This is a genomic window from Arthrobacter crusticola (genome assembly GCF_004357995.1).
GTDB classification, from domain to species: domain Bacteria; phylum Actinomycetota; class Actinomycetes; order Actinomycetales; family Micrococcaceae; genus Arthrobacter_D; species Arthrobacter_D crusticola.
In genome coordinates this window covers 203,959-220,767 of sequence record NZ_SMTK01000003.1, presented here as the reverse complement: position 1 = coordinate 220,767, position 16,809 = coordinate 203,959, and the positions used below count along the sequence as shown (strand labels likewise).

General features: G+C 70.0%; 14 protein-coding genes and 1 riboswitch. Of the genes, 5 read left to right on the top strand and 9 right to left on the bottom strand.

Features of this window, described 5'->3' with window-relative positions:
• Positions 1-26: 26 nt before the first annotated feature.
• The 7 genes from E2F48_RS08765 to E2F48_RS08735 are packed head-to-tail and all read right to left on the bottom strand — an operon-like array spanning position 27 to position 6,903.
• Positions 27-1,004, bottom strand: a complete 978-nt coding sequence (locus E2F48_RS08765) for a sugar kinase (RefSeq protein WP_133403630.1) — start codon at positions 1,002-1,004, stop codon at positions 27-29.
• The gene (locus E2F48_RS08760) at positions 1,001-1,687 is read right to left on the bottom strand and encodes a bifunctional 4-hydroxy-2-oxoglutarate aldolase/2-dehydro-3-deoxy-phosphogluconate aldolase (protein ID WP_133403629.1); all 687 of its coding nucleotides are present in this window, start codon (positions 1,685-1,687) and stop codon (positions 1,001-1,003) included. Before E2F48_RS08760 ends, E2F48_RS08765 begins: the two co-directional genes overlap by 4 nt.
• Positions 1,684-2,439, bottom strand: coding sequence for an SDR family oxidoreductase (locus tag E2F48_RS08755; protein ID WP_133403628.1), 756 nt, complete (start codon positions 2,437-2,439; stop codon positions 1,684-1,686). Before E2F48_RS08755 ends, E2F48_RS08760 begins: the two co-directional genes overlap by 4 nt.
• A complete protein-coding gene (locus E2F48_RS08750; RefSeq protein ID WP_133403627.1) occupies positions 2,432-3,487 on the bottom strand; it encodes a zinc-dependent alcohol dehydrogenase in 1,056 nt (351 codons plus the stop codon). The genes E2F48_RS08755 and E2F48_RS08750 overlap by 8 nt, the downstream gene beginning before the upstream one ends.
• Positions 3,484-4,458 (bottom strand): C-terminal binding protein, encoded by a 975-nt coding sequence (locus E2F48_RS08745; protein ID WP_221411660.1) that lies wholly within the window; start codon positions 4,456-4,458, stop codon positions 3,484-3,486. The genes E2F48_RS08750 and E2F48_RS08745 overlap by 4 nt, the downstream gene beginning before the upstream one ends.
• Before the next feature lies 1 nt (position 4,459).
• Complete coding sequence (locus tag E2F48_RS08740; RefSeq protein ID WP_133403626.1) at positions 4,460-5,818, bottom strand: MFS transporter; 1,359 nt, start codon at positions 5,816-5,818, stop codon at positions 4,460-4,462.
• On the bottom strand, positions 5,815-6,903 hold the full coding sequence (locus E2F48_RS08735) for a mandelate racemase/muconate lactonizing enzyme family protein (protein ID WP_133403625.1): 1,089 nt from the start codon (positions 6,901-6,903) through the stop codon (positions 5,815-5,817). The genes E2F48_RS08740 and E2F48_RS08735 overlap by 4 nt, the downstream gene beginning before the upstream one ends.
• A gap of 177 nt (positions 6,904-7,080) precedes the next feature.
• Here E2F48_RS08735 and E2F48_RS08730 point away from each other — a divergent pair, with 177 nt between their 5' ends.
• The 3 genes from E2F48_RS08730 (at position 7,081) to E2F48_RS08720 (ending at position 10,317) form a co-directional block, all read left to right on the top strand.
• Positions 7,081-8,151, top strand: coding sequence for a LacI family DNA-binding transcriptional regulator (locus tag E2F48_RS08730; RefSeq protein WP_221411659.1), 1,071 nt, complete (start codon positions 7,081-7,083; stop codon positions 8,149-8,151).
• A gap of 81 nt (positions 8,152-8,232) precedes the next feature.
• A complete protein-coding gene (locus E2F48_RS08725; RefSeq protein WP_133403624.1) occupies positions 8,233-8,805 on the top strand; it encodes a dihydrofolate reductase family protein in 573 nt (190 codons plus the stop codon).
• A 138-nt stretch (positions 8,806-8,943) separates the two neighbouring features.
• Positions 8,944-9,018: riboswitch (cyclic di-GMP riboswitch) on the top strand.
• 15 nt (positions 9,019-9,033) lie between these two features.
• Positions 9,034-10,317, top strand: coding sequence for a glycoside hydrolase family 26 protein (locus E2F48_RS08720; protein WP_133403623.1), 1,284 nt, complete (start codon positions 9,034-9,036; stop codon positions 10,315-10,317).
• A gap of 75 nt (positions 10,318-10,392) precedes the next feature.
• On the opposite strand, the gene E2F48_RS08715 is transcribed toward E2F48_RS08720, so the two are convergent.
• On the bottom strand, positions 10,393-11,151 hold the full coding sequence (locus E2F48_RS08715; RefSeq protein ID WP_133403622.1) for a response regulator transcription factor: 759 nt from the start codon (positions 11,149-11,151) through the stop codon (positions 10,393-10,395).
• Between the two features lie 180 nt (positions 11,152-11,331).
• Between E2F48_RS08715 and E2F48_RS08710 the strand changes: the two genes are divergently transcribed.
• Together E2F48_RS08710 and E2F48_RS08705 are read left to right on the top strand one after the other, a co-directional pair.
• The gene (locus E2F48_RS08710; RefSeq protein WP_133403621.1) at positions 11,332-13,062 is read left to right on the top strand and encodes a sensor histidine kinase; all 1,731 of its coding nucleotides are present in this window, start codon (positions 11,332-11,334) and stop codon (positions 13,060-13,062) included.
• Positions 13,063-13,199: 137 nt separating this feature from the next.
• The gene (locus E2F48_RS08705) at positions 13,200-15,347 is read left to right on the top strand and encodes an alpha-galactosidase (protein WP_133403620.1); all 2,148 of its coding nucleotides are present in this window, start codon (positions 13,200-13,202) and stop codon (positions 15,345-15,347) included.
• A 316-nt stretch (positions 15,348-15,663) separates the two neighbouring features.
• Here E2F48_RS08705 and E2F48_RS08700 read toward each other — a convergent pair whose 3' ends face one another.
• Positions 15,664-16,680 (bottom strand): LacI family DNA-binding transcriptional regulator, encoded by a 1,017-nt coding sequence (locus E2F48_RS08700; RefSeq protein WP_120167500.1) that lies wholly within the window; start codon positions 16,678-16,680, stop codon positions 15,664-15,666.
• Between the last annotated feature and the right edge of the window lie 129 nt (positions 16,681-16,809).

The following is a 16,809-nucleotide window of genomic DNA, read 5'->3' as shown; positions in this document are numbered from 1 at the left end:
GCGGGCAGGGCCCCTCCCGGCGGGTGTCAGCGCGATACCGGCTCCGTCGCCTCAAGCAGCCCGAGTTCGCTGCGCCGCGGCATCCCCTCCCAGTCTCCGGGCACCAGGCACGCGAAGGCCCCGGTGCGCACCGCCGTCAGCAGGCACTCCCGGGGCGTGAGCCCCCTCAACCGTTCGGCGAGATACCCGGCGACGAAGGCATCACCGGCACCGACGGTGTCGACCGGCTGAACGGGAATGGCGGCCTGTTCGAAATACACCCCGTCCACCAGGGCCACGCACCCCTGGCCGCCGCGCTTGACCACGACCTGCGAGGGCCCGAGCTCGGCGAGCGCGCCGGCGAGTTCCCTGGGATCCTCCGCCGGGCCCACCAGCAGGGCGGCTTCGTCGTCTCCGGCGAACAGGATGTCGGCGCTGCCCGCGAGACTCCGGAGCACGGGCGAGGCGACCTCGGGGCTCCACAGCGCCCCGCGGTAGTTGACGTCGAAGGACACGGTGGTGCCCGCTGCGCGCGCCGTCCGCACGGCGAGGTCGACGGCGTCGGCGGCCGACGCCGACAGCGCGGGGGTGATGCCGGTGACGTGAAGAAGCGCGGCGGCGGCGATCTCTTCCACCGGCACGTCGGCGGGGTCGAGGCGGGAGCCGGCGCTGCCGGCCCGGTAGTACCAGACCTTCTGGTTGTGCTGGGTACGCCGTTCCTTGATCATCAGCCCGGTGGGCGCCGCCGGGTCGCGGATCGCGCGCACCTCGAGGCCTTCGGCGCGCAGCTCGCGGACCACGAGCTCACCCAGGCTGTCCGCACCCACCCGGCCGAACCACGACACCGGGGTGCCGAGCCGGGCCAGGGCGATGGCGACATTGGATTCGGCACCGCCGATGCCCAGGCCGAGTTCGGAGGCGTGGGCCAGCGGCCCTGGCGTCTGTGCCCTCATCAGGGCCATGGTTTCACCGAGGGTGATGACCCCGCCGGACCCGGCGGGGCTCCCGCCGGACACCTCGGTCATTCCTCCGCTCCCTGCGGGGCGGGGGCCGGACGTGACCGGGCCACCAGTTCGGAGACCTCGCGGGCCCGCTGGATCAGGCCTGCCGGGTTTCCCCCGGCGAAGGCGTCCTGCAGGAGCGGTCCGCCGAGGCTGACGGCGAGCGCACCGGCCTCGATCCAGCCGGGCACGTCGTTGATGCCGATGCCGCCGCTGGGAATGACGGAAATGTCAGGGAAGGGCCCGCGCAGCTGGCCGATATACCCGGGGCCCACGGTGGAGGCGGGGAACAGCTTGACCGCCGTCGCCCCCGCGTTCCAGCCCGCCAGCAGTTCGGTGGGGGTCAGGCCGCCGGGGTAGACCGGGATGCCCCGTTCGACGCACAGGCCCACGGTGGGAAGGTCCATCACCGGGGTGACGATGTAGGCCGCTCCGGCATCGATGGCCCGGCGGGCCTGCTCGATCCCGGTGACCGTGCCGATACCGATCTCGGCCGCGGCGCCGAAGCGGTCGAGCAGCCGCGGCAGCTCCTCGAGGGCGCCGGGGGTACTGAGGGTCAGCTCGATCGAGGAGAGACCTCCGGTGAGGAGCGATTCGATCACCGGGGCGTACTGGTCCGCGTGGCCCGCGCGGAGCACCGCGATCACGGGGTTCCGGAGCAGATCCGGGCCGGCGGCGGGACGCTGGAGGGAGGCGGGGGAAGTCATCGGCCCAGCCACCCGCCGTCGATGGGAAGGATGGTGCCGTGGATGTAGTCGGCGGCACGCGAGGAAAGGAACACAACTCCTCCTGTCAGGTCGTCCGGTTTCCCCCAGCGTCCCGCGGGAATGCGCTCGAGGATCTGCGCCGAGCGGTTCCCGTCGGCCAGGAGGGCCTCGTTCATGTCTGTGGCGAAATAGCCGGGGGCGACGGCGTTGACGTTGACCCCCCGGCCCGCCCATTCGTTGCTCAGCGCCTTGGTCAGCTGCCCGACGGCGCCCTTCGACGCCGCGTACGCCGGCACCCGGAACCCGCCCTGGAAGGTGAGCATGGAGGCGAGGTTCACGATCTTTCCTTCGCCGCGCTCCAGCATGGGGGCGCCGAAGCCTTGGCACAGCTGGAAGACGGCGCGGAGGTTGACCTGCATAACGGTGTCGAAGTCCGCCAGCGGGAATTCAACGGCGTCGTGCCGGATCTGCGTGCCGGCGTTGTTGACGAGGATGTGCACCTCGGAGGCGGCCAGGGCGGCGGTGATCGCCCCGGCAATCGACTCCTCGCTGGTGAGATCCACCGGGACGGTGTCGATCCGGCGGCCCAGCCGTTCGGCGGTCTCCTCAAGTTCGGCGGATACGGCGCTGCGCTGCAGGGCGATGACGTCGGCCCCTGCCTCGAGCAGGGCCCGGGCGGTGGCCTGGCCGATGCCGCGGGAGGCCCCGGTGATGGCGGCGGTGCGCCCGGTGAGGTCGAAGGGATTAGACATGGGCCGCCCCGCTTTCTTCACCCGCGGACCCGACGAGGACCTTCAGGACCCCGCCGGCCGACATGGCCTTGGTGAAGGCCTCGGGCACCTCCCCTAGTCCGAAGACCTCGATGGGAAGCCGGTCCAGCTGCAGCACGTCGGCCTCGATCAGCCCCACGGCCCGTTCCATGTCCTGGCGTGTGTAGACCCGCACACCGAGGAGCGTCTGCTCGGAGAAGGTGATTCCCTGGAGGTCGAGCTTCGCGGGCTCCTTGTACACGCCGACGAGCACGATGGTGCCCTGCACGCGGGCCGCCCCCGACAGGGCGGCGGCGACGGAAGGGTGCGCCGCGGAGTCAAAGACGATATCGGCCCCGGCGCCTCCGGTCCTTGAGCGGACGGTGCCGGCGGGGTCCTCACCGGGTGCGAGGACCGGGAAACCGAACCGTCCGGCCGCCTCCCGGCGGTCCTCACTGGGCTCGATCAGGAACACCTCCCCGGCGCCGGCCTCCCGGGCCACAAGGGCCGTGAGCAGCCCGATCGGGCCGGCGCCGAAGACCGCCACGTGCTCACCCCCCGACAGCCCGGACCGGGCGACGGCGTGCACCGCGACAGCCAGGGGCTCGGCGAGGGCGGCCTGCCGTGCAGGCACCTTCGGATCGACGGGCAGGAGCGCCCGCGCCGGGAGGGCGATGTATTCGGCCAGCGAGCCCGGCGCGTCGATGCCGTAGAGGTTGAGGTTGGAGCACACATGGGAATTTCCGCTGGTGCAGGGGCCACAGGTGCCGCAGGCGATCAGCGGCTCCACCACGACCCGGGTTCCCTCGGCCGGGCCGTCCGGAGCGGCGACGGCGACCGTCCCGGTGATTTCGTGGCCCAGGATCAGCGGCGGAGCGGCCCGCGGGTGGGTACCGTGGTAGATGGAGAAGTCGGTGCCGCACAGGCCCGTGTACTCGACCCGGATCAGCGCCCAGCCGTCGGGCACCTCGGGCAGGGGAACCTGCTGCACCGCGACGGTCTCCGGCGCGGTGAGCACGGCGGCCTTCATTGTCGGATTGGAGGGGGTCATGAGAGCACTTTCGGGTTGAGGATATTGCGCGGAACGGTTCCGGAGCAGACATCGAGCACGTTCTCAAGGGTCCGGCTCTTCAGTTCGCCGTAGGACTCCTCGCTGTACCAGGCGGCGTGGGGCGTCAGGACCGCGTTCCCGAGGCCCAGGAGGGGGTGGCCCTCCGGCAGCGGCTCCTGCTCGAAGACATCGAGGCCCGCCCCGGCGAGCTGTCCCGACGCCAGGGCGGCAACCACCGCCGCGGTGTCCACGACCCCGCCGCGGCACGTGTTCACCAGCACCGCGCCGGGTTTCATGGCCGCGAGGGTTCCGGCGTCGATAAGGTGGTGCGTTTCGGTGTTCAGCGGCACGTGGAGGGAGACGACGTCGGCGCGGGCAAGGAGGTCCTCGAACGCGACGACCTCAACGCCGTCGGGGGTGACCGAGCCGGGGGTGAGCCGCGGTTCGTAGCCGATCACCGTGTACCCGATGCCGCGCGCCTTGCGGGCCGTGGCCGAGCCGATGAGCCCGAGCCCGACGATGCCGAAGACCCGGGTGGCGGTCCGGTGCAGCGGCCGCACCGGGGCCAGGCTGGAGTCGCCGGCGCGCATCCGCCGGTCGAGCTGGGTCACTCCGCGGGCCAGGGTGAGTGCCAACGCGATGGCGTGGTCACTGACGTCTTCGGTCCCGTAGTCGGGCACGTTGCACACGGCGACGCCGCGGGCCGTAGCGGCGTCGACATCGACCGTGTCAACACCCACCCCGTACCGCCCGATGGCCTTGAGTCCCGGAAGGGCGTCGAGCACCCGGGCCGTGATGGGGGCGTACTGCACCAGGATTCCGTCGGCACCCGCGGCTGCGGCGATGACGTCGTCCTCGGTGCGGCAGGAGGCCAGGGTGAGGCCGGCGCCGCGGCTGCGGGCCAGTTCCTCCTCAATGGCGATGGAGTCGTGGTCGCAGTCGGTGATGACGATTTTCAGCTGCTCGGACATCTCATCCCTCCACTGACTGGAATGCTAGTGCTTTTCCGCCGGGCCCGAACGCGGGGGGCGCCTTGACGACCACCAGCGCGACGGCGCCGAGAAGGGCCAAGCCCGCGGCGAGGGTGAAGGCTCCGGTCCAGGATCCGAGGTCCTCGATCAGGAACCCCGTGACGATGGGCGCAATGACCCCCGCCATGTTGGCGCAGAAGTGGACGAAGCCGGTGACCCCGCCGAGGCGGGCCGGGTGCACGGCGTCCCGCACGATGGCGAAGAACTGGACGTTGGCCAGGTAGAGCAGGAAGAGGACGACGGCGAACAGACCCACGGCGAAGGCAAGCGAGTTCACTGTCGCCAGCGGAATGCACAGGGCGCCGCTGACCGCGAGGAACAGTGCGGTGGCCCACTTGCGCACTGTGAGCGGCACGGCCGCCCGGCTGGCAAGCCGGTCCGAGAGCACCCCGCCCAGGGCCGTGCCCACGGCGCCGGCCACCCAGGGCAGGGAGCCGGCCCAGGCCAGCTCCTTGAGGTCGATGCCCTGGGTCTGCACGAGGTAGGTCGGGTACCAGGACAGGAACATGAACAGCATCCAGCTGAAACCGAAGAACGCGAGGGCGTTGGCGATGACCGCGGGCTGGCGCAGGTAGTAGGACAGCCGCGGGACGTCCTCGGAGGACACCTCGTCGACGGGCGTCCGGTCGGAGTTGATCAGTGCGAGCTCCTCGGCGGTGATCCGCGGGTGCTGCTCCGGCCGGTCCCGAACGATCCAGTACCAGGCGGCGGCAATGACGATGCCGATGCCGCCGAGCACCAGGAAGGGGACCCGCCAGTTGTTGTTCGACCAGATCAGCAGGGCGCTCACCACAGGGACGCCCAGTGCCGCTCCGAGCGGGTTGGCGGCGAAGGTCAGGCCCATCGCGGTGGCGTATTCGCGCCGTGGGAACCAGTTGCCCATGGTGCGCGCCGTCGTCGCCCCCTGCGGTCCCTCGCCGAGCCCGAAGAGCAGGCGCTGGAGGAAGAAGGTGGCGAAGTTGAAGCAGAAGGCTGCCAGTGCCGTGGCCAGGGACCACCACACGGCCGCGGCGGCCATGACCTTCCGGGAACCGTACTTGTCGGCGAGTGCCCCACCGGCGAAGCAGGCGGGTGCGTAGGTGAAGGCGAAGGCTCCGAGGATCAGGCCCATGGTGCCGGTGCTGAAGCCGAACTCGGAGATGATCAGCGGCGCCGCGACGCCCAGGGCCGCGCGGTCCCCGTAGTTCAGCAGCAGGACCGCGGCATTCGAGCCCATCACCTGCCAGCGCATGCCGGGCACGGGCTTAGAGAACGGGCGGGAACGGAACGGCGGGCGGGCGGGGGCCTGTGCGGCCGTCATGCACGCACCCCTTCGAGGGACGCGAAGTCCAGCTCGACGCCATGGCCGGGAAGTTCGGGCGCCACGGCGAAGCCGTCCTCGATGCGCAGCGGCGCCGCAAGGTAGGCGTCGAGCCCGAATCCGTGGGCCTCCATGTAGGTGCGGTTGGGCGCCGCGGCCAAAGCGTGGACCGTGAGGTCGTGCACCCCGTGCGAGGTGACCGGGAGGTTGTGCGCCTCGGCCAAGGCGCTGACCTTCCGGAACGTGGTGTAGCCGCCGCAGTTGCTGACGTCCGGTTCGGGGAACGTGATGGCACCGGCGGTGATGGCCTGCTGGAATTCGTAGAGGGTGTGGAGGTTTTCGCCTCCGGCGATTGGCTGGCGGCCCTCGCGGACAATGCGGGCGTATCCGGCGAAATCATCGGGAATTGTGGGTTCCTCGATCCAGACCAGGTTGAAGTCGGCGAGCGCATGGGCGGCGCGGATCGACTCGTCGACGCTCCACTTCATGTTCGCGTCGACCATCAGGGGGAAGTCCTCACCGAGGTGCTCGCGCATCCGGGCCACCCGCGCTACGTCCTCGCGCAGCTGCGGCCGTCCAACCTTCATCTTGATCGCGCGGAAGCCGTGCTCCTGGTAGCCGTCGGCCTGGGCGAGCAGGTCCTCGATCGGCAGCTGAAGGTCGATTCCGCCGGCATACACGGGCACCTTGGGGTCGAAGCCGCCGAAGAGGCGCCACAGGGGCTGCTGGGCCTTCTTGCCCTTGAGGTCCCACAGTGCGATGTCGATCGCGGAGATCGCCGAGGTCACATGGCCTCCGCGGCCCGCGTAGTGGAGGGCCCACCACATCTGCTGCCACAGCGATTCAATGCGGTCGGCGTCCTGGCCCTGCAGCAGGGGCGCGAGGTACCGGTCGATCATCACGGCCACGGCCGCGCCGCCGTGGTTGACGGTATAGGTGTAGCCAAGGCCCACGGCCCCGTCGCTGTCGGTCACCCGCACGGTGATGAGTTCAAAATCCAGCATCACTCCGTGCATGCTGTCGGTCAGCGTCTGCTGCAGGGGGATCCGGTAAAGGTCCGTCTGCATTGTTTCGACTTTGGCCATGGTCACTCCTTTGGACATGGGTACCGAGGAGCCGGCCATCCCCCGGAGGGCCGTCCGACGCCTAGAAAACCGGTTTTCTCCGGCGGCGTCCACCCTACGGTGATTCCCGGGTGAGGTCAACATCACACGCGCCGCTATGACAGAATCAGACTGCTGCATGCGTCGAAGGGAGGTTCAGTGCGCGACGCCGACGCTCCGCTTCACCCGAAACAGCGGTCCCGCCTTATTGACGTGGCCAACCATGCCGGTGTCACCAAGTCGGTCGTTTCCCGGGTCCTGAACAACGACCACACCCTCTCCATCCGGGAGGAGACCCGCACGCGCATCCTCGACGCGGTACGGGACCTCGGCTACCAGCCGCACACGGGCGCCCGTGCCCTGGCCGGTGCCAGCACCCGTGCCCTTGCCCTGCTCATCCCCGACCTCACCAACCCGGTCTACTCCCGCATCACCCGCGGCGCCGTGCAGCAGGCGCGGGTCCGTGGCTTTGCCATGCTGCTGGCGGAGGACTCCGCCGATCTAAGCGTGGACCGGCAGTTCGCCGACCTCGTGGCGAGCCACCGCGTGGACGGGCTCCTGATCGCCTCGGCGCGCCCCAACCACCCGCTGCTGGGTATGCTGCCCGATTCCCGGATTCCGCACGTGTTCGTGAACCGCGTGGTCGCAGGCTCCGGGCGGAACATTTCGCTGCAGATCGAGGCGGCCAGCCAGGCCGCCCTCGACCACCTGCTCGCGCTGGGGCACCGGCGGATCGGCCACGTGTCGGGTCCGGAGCAGCTCGCGCCGACGGTCAGCAGGCGGGCCGGGCTGCTCGGCGCCGCAGTGGCGGCAGGAATACCGGAACCCTCGATCGAGTCGGGCGAATTCAACGAGCAGGGCGGCTTCGCCGCTGCCACCCGGCTGCTGGCCGACCATCCCGACCTGACCGCGATCTATGCGAGCACGCTGAACCAGGCGATCGGCGTCCTCTCGGCCGTCCATGCCGCCGGGCTCCGCATTCCGGAGGACATCTCCGTGATCTCCTATGACGACCTCCCCCTCGCCGGGTTCCTCCACCCTCCCCTGACGGCCATCGCCATGCCGCTGATGGAGCTGGGGCAGGCGGCAGTTGACGCACTCTGCGCCCAGCTCGAGGGAGCACCCCCCGAGGATGTGCTGGTGCCGGGCGCGCCGGAGGTGGTGGTGCGCGGGTCCACCGGGCCGCCGCGTTCCGGAGCGCCCGCCGGCGCCGCAAAAGTGCCGTCTTAAAGCGGATCCCTCCTTCGGCGGCGGCCCCTCGGCGGCCCCCAGGCGCTAGTCTTAGCGCACCGGACCGAAGGGACTCGAACCATGACGAAAACGATCTATAGAGCCGCCTCCTCCCTCAACGGATTCCTCGCTGACGGGGAGGGTTCGATGGACTGGCTCTTCGCCGTGGATCAGCCGGAGCCCTACCACCAGGGGCACTTCCTGGACGGCATCACGGTGCTGGTCCAGGGGTCGAAGACCTATGAGTGGATGCTCGAGGCCGAGGGCGTCCTCGAGCGCCCCGGACGGTGGCGGGAGTTCTACGGGAACCGCCCCGCGTTCGTCTTCACCAACCGGGACCTTCCCCGGCCGGAGGGCGCCGATGTGCGGTTCGTCTGCGGCGAGCCCGGCGCCGTCTACCCGCAGCTCCTGGAGGCGGCGGGGGACAAGGACATCTGGCTGATGGGCGGCGGTGACCTCGCCGGCCAGTTCTTCGACGCCAACCTGCTCGATGAGGTGCAGGTGGCCATCGCCCCGGTCACCCTCGACGCCGGGGCGCCGCTGCTGCCGCGCTTTATCCAGTCGGACCGGCTCAGCCTGCGCAGCGCGGAGCAGCTCGCCCAGTTCGCCCACCTGACCTATGAAGTCACCCGCTGGCAGCCCCATCCCGCCTAGGCATCCACCCCACGGCGCCGGATGCCGCGCTTTTCCTGTGCCTTTCCTGCGGATAATCCTCTGGTGCCGCACCCTAGGCAGTCCGAGAATGGAGGGGGCGGCAGCGAACCTGCCCTCCGGCGGCGGCTGCGGCCCCGCTTTCGACAAGGGCAAAACCGGTGCGAGCCGGTGACGCAAAGCCACGGGGCCTTCAGGGTCAGCCGGGCTTCCGAACAGCAAAGGTCTCCCATGCACGACGCCACCCCGGGCACCGCCCTGCCCATCTCCCGCCGGTGGGCGGCGCACCTGCTGCGCACGCTCACCCTCTGCCTTACCGTCATTGTTGCGGTGCTCGGACCCGGGGCGCTCCAGCCGGTGCACGCTGCGACGGCCTCCATCTCCCTCAGCGCCTCCAGCGGGCCCGCCGGGTCGCTGGTCACGGTCTCCGGAACGGGGTTCCCCAGGAAATCGAAGGGCACCCTCACCGCCGGTCCGGCCTCCGTGCCCTTCACCGCCAGCGCGTCCGGGTCCTTCACCGCCGGCATTGTCATCCCCGACGCCGGCAGCCCGGTGCTCATTGAGGCGCGGGCAGGCTCGGGCCTCGCCTCGGCGCCCTTCACCCTGACCTATGCCCCGCCCGCCGGACCCGCCCCCGTGCCGGGTATCCGCACGGCGCCGCTGCGTTTCGGTGCCGGGACCCCCGGCGGTCCGATGGCCGGCGGTGAGCTTGACGAGGTGGCCGTGCTCGCAGGTGAGGCACCGTCGGTCGTCCTGTCCTACAAGGACTTCGCCCAGGCCCCGCCGCTGGCCGAGCTCGACGCCGTCCGGTCCCGCGGCGCCGTGACCCTGCTGACCTGGGAACCCTGGCTCTGGGGCGGCGGCACCGCCCAGCCCGCCTACTCCCTGGACCGCATCGCCGCCGGGGACTTCGACCCGTACCTGCGCCAGTGGGGCTCCGCCCTGGCCCAGTGGGGCCACCCGGTGATGCTGCGCTTCGGGCACGAGATGAACGGCAACTGGTACCCGTGGGCGGAAGGGGTCAACGGCAATGAGGCCGGCGACTACGCGGCGGCGTGGCGCCATGTGCACGACGTCGTGGCCGCCACGGGTGCCTCCAATATCTCCTGGGTATGGAATCCGAACGTCCCGTACTGGGGGTCGACGCCCCTGGACCAGCTCTACCCGGGAACCCAGTACGTCGACGCCGTCGCGCTCGACGGCTACAACTGGGGCGCCTCCGCCTCGTGGAGCACCTGGGTGGAGCCCGATGCCCTGTTCGGAGAAGGACTTGCGGAGCTGCGACGGCTCGCCCCGGGGAAGCAGATCCTGATCGCCGAGACGGCGTCGGCGGAGGCCGGCGGCTCGAAGGCCGCCTGGAACACGTCCCTGGTGCGCTACCTCGCGGCCCAGCCCGACGTCACGGCCCTGGTCTGGTTCCACTTCGCCAAGGAGACCGACTGGCGGATCAACAGCAGCGCCGGCTCCGCGGCGGCGCTGGCACAGGTGCTCGCGGCCCGGCCGATGGGGGGCTGAGCCGTCCCCGGGGCGGACTCACCTGCCGTCCCGGGCGGTCGGCCGGCGGACCGGCCTACCGGATTTCGTGAACTTTCAGTTCTGGACCCGTTCCGGGGCCAGCCGGTATCCGACGCCCCGGACGGTCACCAGCCAGGCGGGCTGGCGGGGATCTTCCCGGAGCTTCTTGCGGAGATTTCCGATATGCACTTCGACGGCCCGTTCGTCCACGTCGCTGACGTAAGCCGCGTCGCGGTACTGCTCGCCGCGCACCACCCGGACTAAATCGGCTTTGGTGCGGACCGAACCGCCGCTGCGCATAAGGTCGTGAAGTAAATCGAACTCGCTCCGCGTTAAACTGATTTCGGCGTCGAACAGTTTGGCTGTGCGGGTTTCCTGGTGGAGCACCAGGCCGTTGTGGCGCAGCACCGGCTGCTGCGGAGCCGTCCCCGCCTCGGGGGATGCGCCCGCCGGCCCTCCGGCCTCCCGCGGGCGCCGGAGCATGGCAGCGACCCGGGCCCTCAGTTCGCGGGGCCGGAAGGGCTTGGTGAGGAAATCGTCGGCGCCGGACTGCAGGGCCATGAGGGTGTCCAATTCATCGGCCCGTGCGGTCAGCATAATCACATAGCAGTCGCTGAACGCCCGGATGCGCCGGAGCACCTCGAAACCGTCGATATCGGGCAGTCCGACGTCGAGGGTCACCACCGTGGGGCTGTTGCCGCGCACCGCGAGGACCCCTTCGCGCCCCGTCGATCCTGAGTGAACCTCGAACCCCGACTGCTGGAGGACAGCGCTCAAGAGATTGCGCACATCTTCGTCGTCTTCAATAACGACGGCAGTCCCCTGCTCACCCATATTTTTCCTTTACGCCGGAGGCCGGGAGCCGTGAAACGTATTCACCATCCGCACCTTGAGACCCGTGATTGTTTTACAGGCTACAAGGGAAGTTCGTGTTAAGTAAGTTACGCAAGATTGCCGCAGTTTCTTTACCGAATTTCTGCACCTCGTTGGCCGTTCAGGAGCAATAATAGGGAAATGTCCTCTCTTCATACGGAACCCGCGCCTCCAGCCTTTCTGTATGAGCCTCCGCCCGTCGAGTCGACTCCGACCACGAAGACGAACCTCTACTTCCGGCGCCTCGGTCCACGGGTCCGGATCGGCCTATGCCAGCTGCCCCTGACGGTCATCGTCATCGGCATTGTGCTGGCCGCGCCCAGCGTCTGGCCGGGACTGCTCAACCTCCCCTGGTTCCAGCTTGGACTCGCCATCCATGCGGCTCTGTTCCTGGCGTGCTGGCTGATCCCCTGGGAGCGCCTGCCCCAGGCCGCCCCCCTGATCATTCCGGTCGGGGACATTCTGGCGATCGCCGTCACCCGCAACAGCGGGCTGGAAATCCTTCCAGGCCTCGGTGCGCTCGCCGTCTTCCCGGTCATCTGGCTGGCCGCCTCGGGCATCCTCGGCTGGCTGGCGGTGCTCATGAGCTTCGTCGGGCCCCTGCTGATCGTGGGGTTTCCGCTGCTGGCCAAGCTCCCGGACGTCACCGCGGCCGAGCTGAGCGGCACGGTCTTCCTCCCCGTGACACTGCTCTCGGTCGCGCTCGCGGTCCGCTTCGCGACCGCCAATGTGGCCCTGCAGCAGCGCCAGCTGATGAAGAAGGATGCCATCCTGCGCGAGCTGCTCAAGTCGAGCAAGGAGCGTGAGCGGCTCCTGCACACGGTGCTGGACACCATCGACGTCGGCGTCGTGGCGGTCAATGCCGAGGGCGAGACGATCCTCACCAACCACCAGCAGAACCTCCTCCACCGGCTCGCCCTGCCCTCCGGAAGCTCCGGCACCGACGAATCCGCGCTCGCACTGTTCGGCCAGGACCAGCGGACGGTCCTGCCGGAGGCCAAGCGCCCGGTGCGCCGGGCGGTCGACGGCGAGTCCTTCGCGGATTACCTGATCTGGATCGGGCAGGGCAGCGACCAGCGGGCCCTCTCCACGGCGGCGCGGGCCATGAAGAGCGACTCCGGCGAGTTCGGCGGCGCCGTCATCGCCTCGAGCGATGTCACCGGCCTGGTCGAGGCGATCGCCGCCAAGGACGACCTGATCGCCAACGTCTCCCACGAGCTCCGGACGCCGCTGACCTCGATCCTGGGCAACCTCGAACTGGCGCAGGACTCCGGCGACGAGGTGCCGCAGCGCACCGCCTACTACCTGGACATCGCCCACAACAATGCCGAACGCCTGCTCGAGATCGTCTCGGACCTGCTGCTGTCGGCCTCCGCCGCGCTGAGCATCCACCCCCGACGCACCGACATCGCGGGCCTCGTCGATTCCAGCGTCGGCTCGCTGAGCGCCCAGGCCCGCGCGGGAGGAATCGCCATCCGGGTGGACGTGCCCTCCCCGCTGTGGGCGCACACCGACCCGCAGCGGATTTCCCAGGCGATCGACAACCTGCTGTCGAACGCCATCAAGTACTCGCCGGAGGGCGGCACGGTCACCATCACGGCCCGGCCCGACGGCGACGAGGTGGTCCTGTCGGTCGAGGACACCGGCTCCGGAATGACCCCGGCGGACGCCTCGAGGGTCTTCGACAAGTTCTTCCGTGCCCGCTCGGCCCGGGAATCGGAGGTCCCCGGCACGGGCCTCGGGCTCTCCATCACCAGGGCCATCGTCGAGGGCCACGGCGGAACGATCTCCTGCAGCAGTGAACTCGGCCGGGGCACCCGCTTCACGGTCACCCTTCCCGATCACCCGGCACCGGCCGACCTCCCGGCCTAGCGGTGCCTCCCGGCGGGCCCCGCCACCTGCGGCCCGCCCTCCGGACCCGTCGGCGTCGGTGGCTGACGCCCCGCCGGAGCCCTCCGGCGCTCGGGTGCGATTGACGCCGGTTCCCGGTTTTGCAGTAGAAATGAGGGATGCAGTCCTCCCCCGTTCTTCACCTTTCACGTTCGGGCACAAGCGTTGTCCTCGACACCACCACCAACGGCCTCCCCGCGGTTCTCTACTGGGGCGAGGCCCTCGGAGACATCGCCGACGACCAGCTTGCCGCCCTCGCAGCGGCCCTCCGTCCGCAGCGGGTATCGGGCGGGATCGACATTCCGGCCCGCCTGACCCTCGTTCCGCAGGAGTCCTTCGGCTGGCAGGGAACCGCCGGCTTCACCGGGCACCGCGGCGGGTCCTTCATCTCCGCGGCGTTCACCACCACCGACCTGACGTCCACGGCCCACGACGTGCGGCTCACCGCCGTCGACACCGTCGCGGGCCTGACCCTCGAAGCCGAACTGACGGTGACCGAAGCGGGCCTGTTCCGCCAGCGCCTCGGCGTCGTCAACACCGCCGACATCGCCTACGAGGTCCGCTCCCTGCTGGCCACCTTCCCCCTTCCGGCCAGCGCACAGGAGGTCCTGGACACCACGGGCCGGCACCTGCGCGAGCGCAGCCCCCAGCGGCACGCCCTCACGGCGGGCAGCTACCGCAGGGAGAGCAGGAAGGGCCGCCCCGGCGCCGACGCGACCCTGCTGCTGGGCGCGGGCGAACCGGCCTTCGGGTTCCAGCGCGGCCTGGTCCACGCCGTCCACACCGCCTGGAGCGGGAACCACCAGCTCCTCGTCGAGAAGACGCCGACCGGCGAGGCCTTCCTTGGAGCCGGTGAGCTGCTGCTCCCCGGCGAGATCGTGCTCGCACCCGGGCAGCGCTACGACGCGCCCGAGGCCCTCGGATCCTGGGGCCACGGGCTCAATGAACTCGCCGCCCGCTTCCACCAGGAACTGCGGCTCCGGGACAACCACCCGCGGCGCCCGCGCCCGGTCACGCTGAACACCTGGGAAGCGGTCTACTTCGATCACAACCTCGAGCGCCTGACCCACCTCGCCGACAAGGCCGCCGCCGTCGGCATCGAGCGCTTCGTGCTGGACGACGGCTGGTTCTCGGGCCGCCGGGACGACACCGCCGGGCTCGGTGACTGGTTCGTTGACCCCGCGGTCTGGCCCGAGGGGCTGACCCCGCTGATCGACCACGTCCGGTCGCGCGGGATGGAGTTCGGGCTGTGGTTCGAACCCGAGATGGTCAACCCCGACTCGGACCTGGCGCGCAGCCATCCGGACTGGATTATCCAGGCCGAGGGCCGCCTGCCCGTGCCCGGACGCCAGCAGCAGGTGCTCAACCTGGCAAACCCCGAGGCCTACGACTACATCCTGAAGTCGATCGACGCGGTACTCACCGAAAACGACATTTCCTACGTCAAGTGGGACCACAACCGTGAGGTGCTCGACGGCGCCGACGCCCGCACCGGACACGCGGTCATCCACGAGAACGTCCTGGCGCTGTACCGCCTGCTCGACGAACTGAAACAGCGCCACCCGGGCCTCGAAATTGAAAGCTGCGCCTCGGGCGGGGCCCGCGTTGACCTCGGCATCCTCGCCCGAACCGACCGCATCTGGACGAGTGACTGCATCGATCCCATCGAACGCCTGCCGAACCAGAAGTACACGGGGCTCCTGGTGCCGCCGGAGCTGATGGGCATGCACGTCGGCGGGCCCGTCTCGCACTCCACCGGACGCGCGCACGGCCTGTCCTTCCGCGCCGCCACGGCCGTCTTCGGCCACTTCGGGGTGGAATGGGACATTTCGGACCTCAGCGCCGAGGACACCGCCGCACTGGCGGAGTGGATTGAGGTTCATAAGGCGTGGCGGGACGTGCTCCACACCGGGCACACCGTCTACGCGGACCTTCCGGACCCGGCGATGGACGTGCGCGGCGTCGTCGCCCGCGACGGCTCGTCTGCCCTGTTCGGCTACTCACTGACCGCCTCGAGCGCCAGCTACCCTCCGGGGCGGATCGTCTTTCCCGGGCTCGACCCCGAGGGCTCCTACAGCATCTCGCTCGCCGCGCCCCACCGCGAGCTGCCGGGAAACGGGCAGTCAGCCCTGGCCTGGGTGCAGGCGGCGGCCGAGGGCTCCCCACTGTCGCTCAGCGGGCGCCTGCTGGGCTCGGTGGGCCTTGAAGCGCCGGTGCTGTTCCCAGAGCAGTCGGTCCTGATCGAGCTCAGGCGGGCCGAGGGCTAGGCACTCCGGGAACTGCTCCCGTTCGCCGGGCCCTGCTCCGTCGGGATCGGGGTATGCGCCCGGGCCGGGTGCGTCCCCCGGCTGCATTCCGAGAATGTATCTGCCCGGTGAGCAATGCCGGTCAGTGGGCAAAACGGGTCAGCCCGGTACAACTGCCGGTGATCAAGGCCCGTCAGTGGGCAGAACCGCGCAACCCTGCACAACTGCCCACTGAACACACGCGATCCGTGCGCGAAGCGGCCCGCGGCCGCCAAAGTCACCCTGGGACGTCAGGAACCAGCAGAATGCCGGGGCAGCCGACCCGGCGCAGCGCAGCTCAGGCCGAACCGCGCCACATGACGACGGTCTCGAGCACGCGCGGCGAGCTGGGCAGGCCCATCAGCTGGGCGAGCACAAGTTCGGCGGCGGTAGTGCCGAGGAGCCCTGCCGGCTGGCGCACGGTGGAGAGCTGGGGCCGGCACCGCAGCGCCCAGCTGCTGTCGTCGAAGCCGACAATGCCGACGTCCTCGGGCACCCGCCGCCCGGCCTCCTGCAGCGCGGTCATGGCGCCGGCGGCCACCGCGTCGGAGGCGGCGAACACGCCGTCGATCGACGGGTCGCGGCGGAGCAGCTTCTGCATGCCCTCGAAGCCGGCTGCGTAGGTGTAGAGGGGGTACTCAACGACCAGACGGGGGTCGTACCGCTCCCCCATTGCGGCCCGGAATCCGGCCAGGCGGTCCTGGCCCGAGTCACGGTCCAGGGCGCTGGCGATCATGCCGACACGCTGGCGCCCGGTGCCGAGCAGCCTGCTCGTGATCGCACGTGCCGCCTCGACGTTGTCGATCGCCGCGTACGGCAGGTCGGGGGTGCCGTCGGGATGCCCGACGAAGGCGGCCGGCAGCCCGATGTCGGCGACAGCGGCAGCGATGGGATCCGAGGCGCGGGCCGACACGATGACGGCGCCGTCGATCAGGCCCCCGCGCAGATGGTCGGCGACCCGGTGGCTGTCGCGGTCGGAGTCGATAATGAGGGTCACCAGCTGGTAGTCGGCCTTGGAGAGCGCCTCGTTGGCACCCAGCAGGATCGAGCCGATGTTCGGGTCCTCGAACAGGAGCGAATGCGGCTCGTGGATGATCAGTCCGATCGCCCGGGACTCCTGGGTAACCAGGTTCCGGGCCGCCGTGTTGCGCACGTAGCCCACCTGGGCGATCGCCGCCTCGACGGCCATCCGTGCCTCCGCCGAGACGTATTTTTCCCCGTTGACCACCCGGGAGACGGTGCCCCGGGACAGCCCCGCGGCGTCGGCGACGTCGTTGATCGTGGCGCGCCGTGCTCGCATTCGGGTGAGGGACATATCTGTACTGTAGCCGAGCCTCCGGCTACTCGGAGGCAGCTCAGCCGTTGACAGCCTCCGGGGCCGTTGCTACGCTGTGAACGCTCCCAGAGATTGCAGAGGACTTCGGTTCCGCGGTTTCTGGGAGCG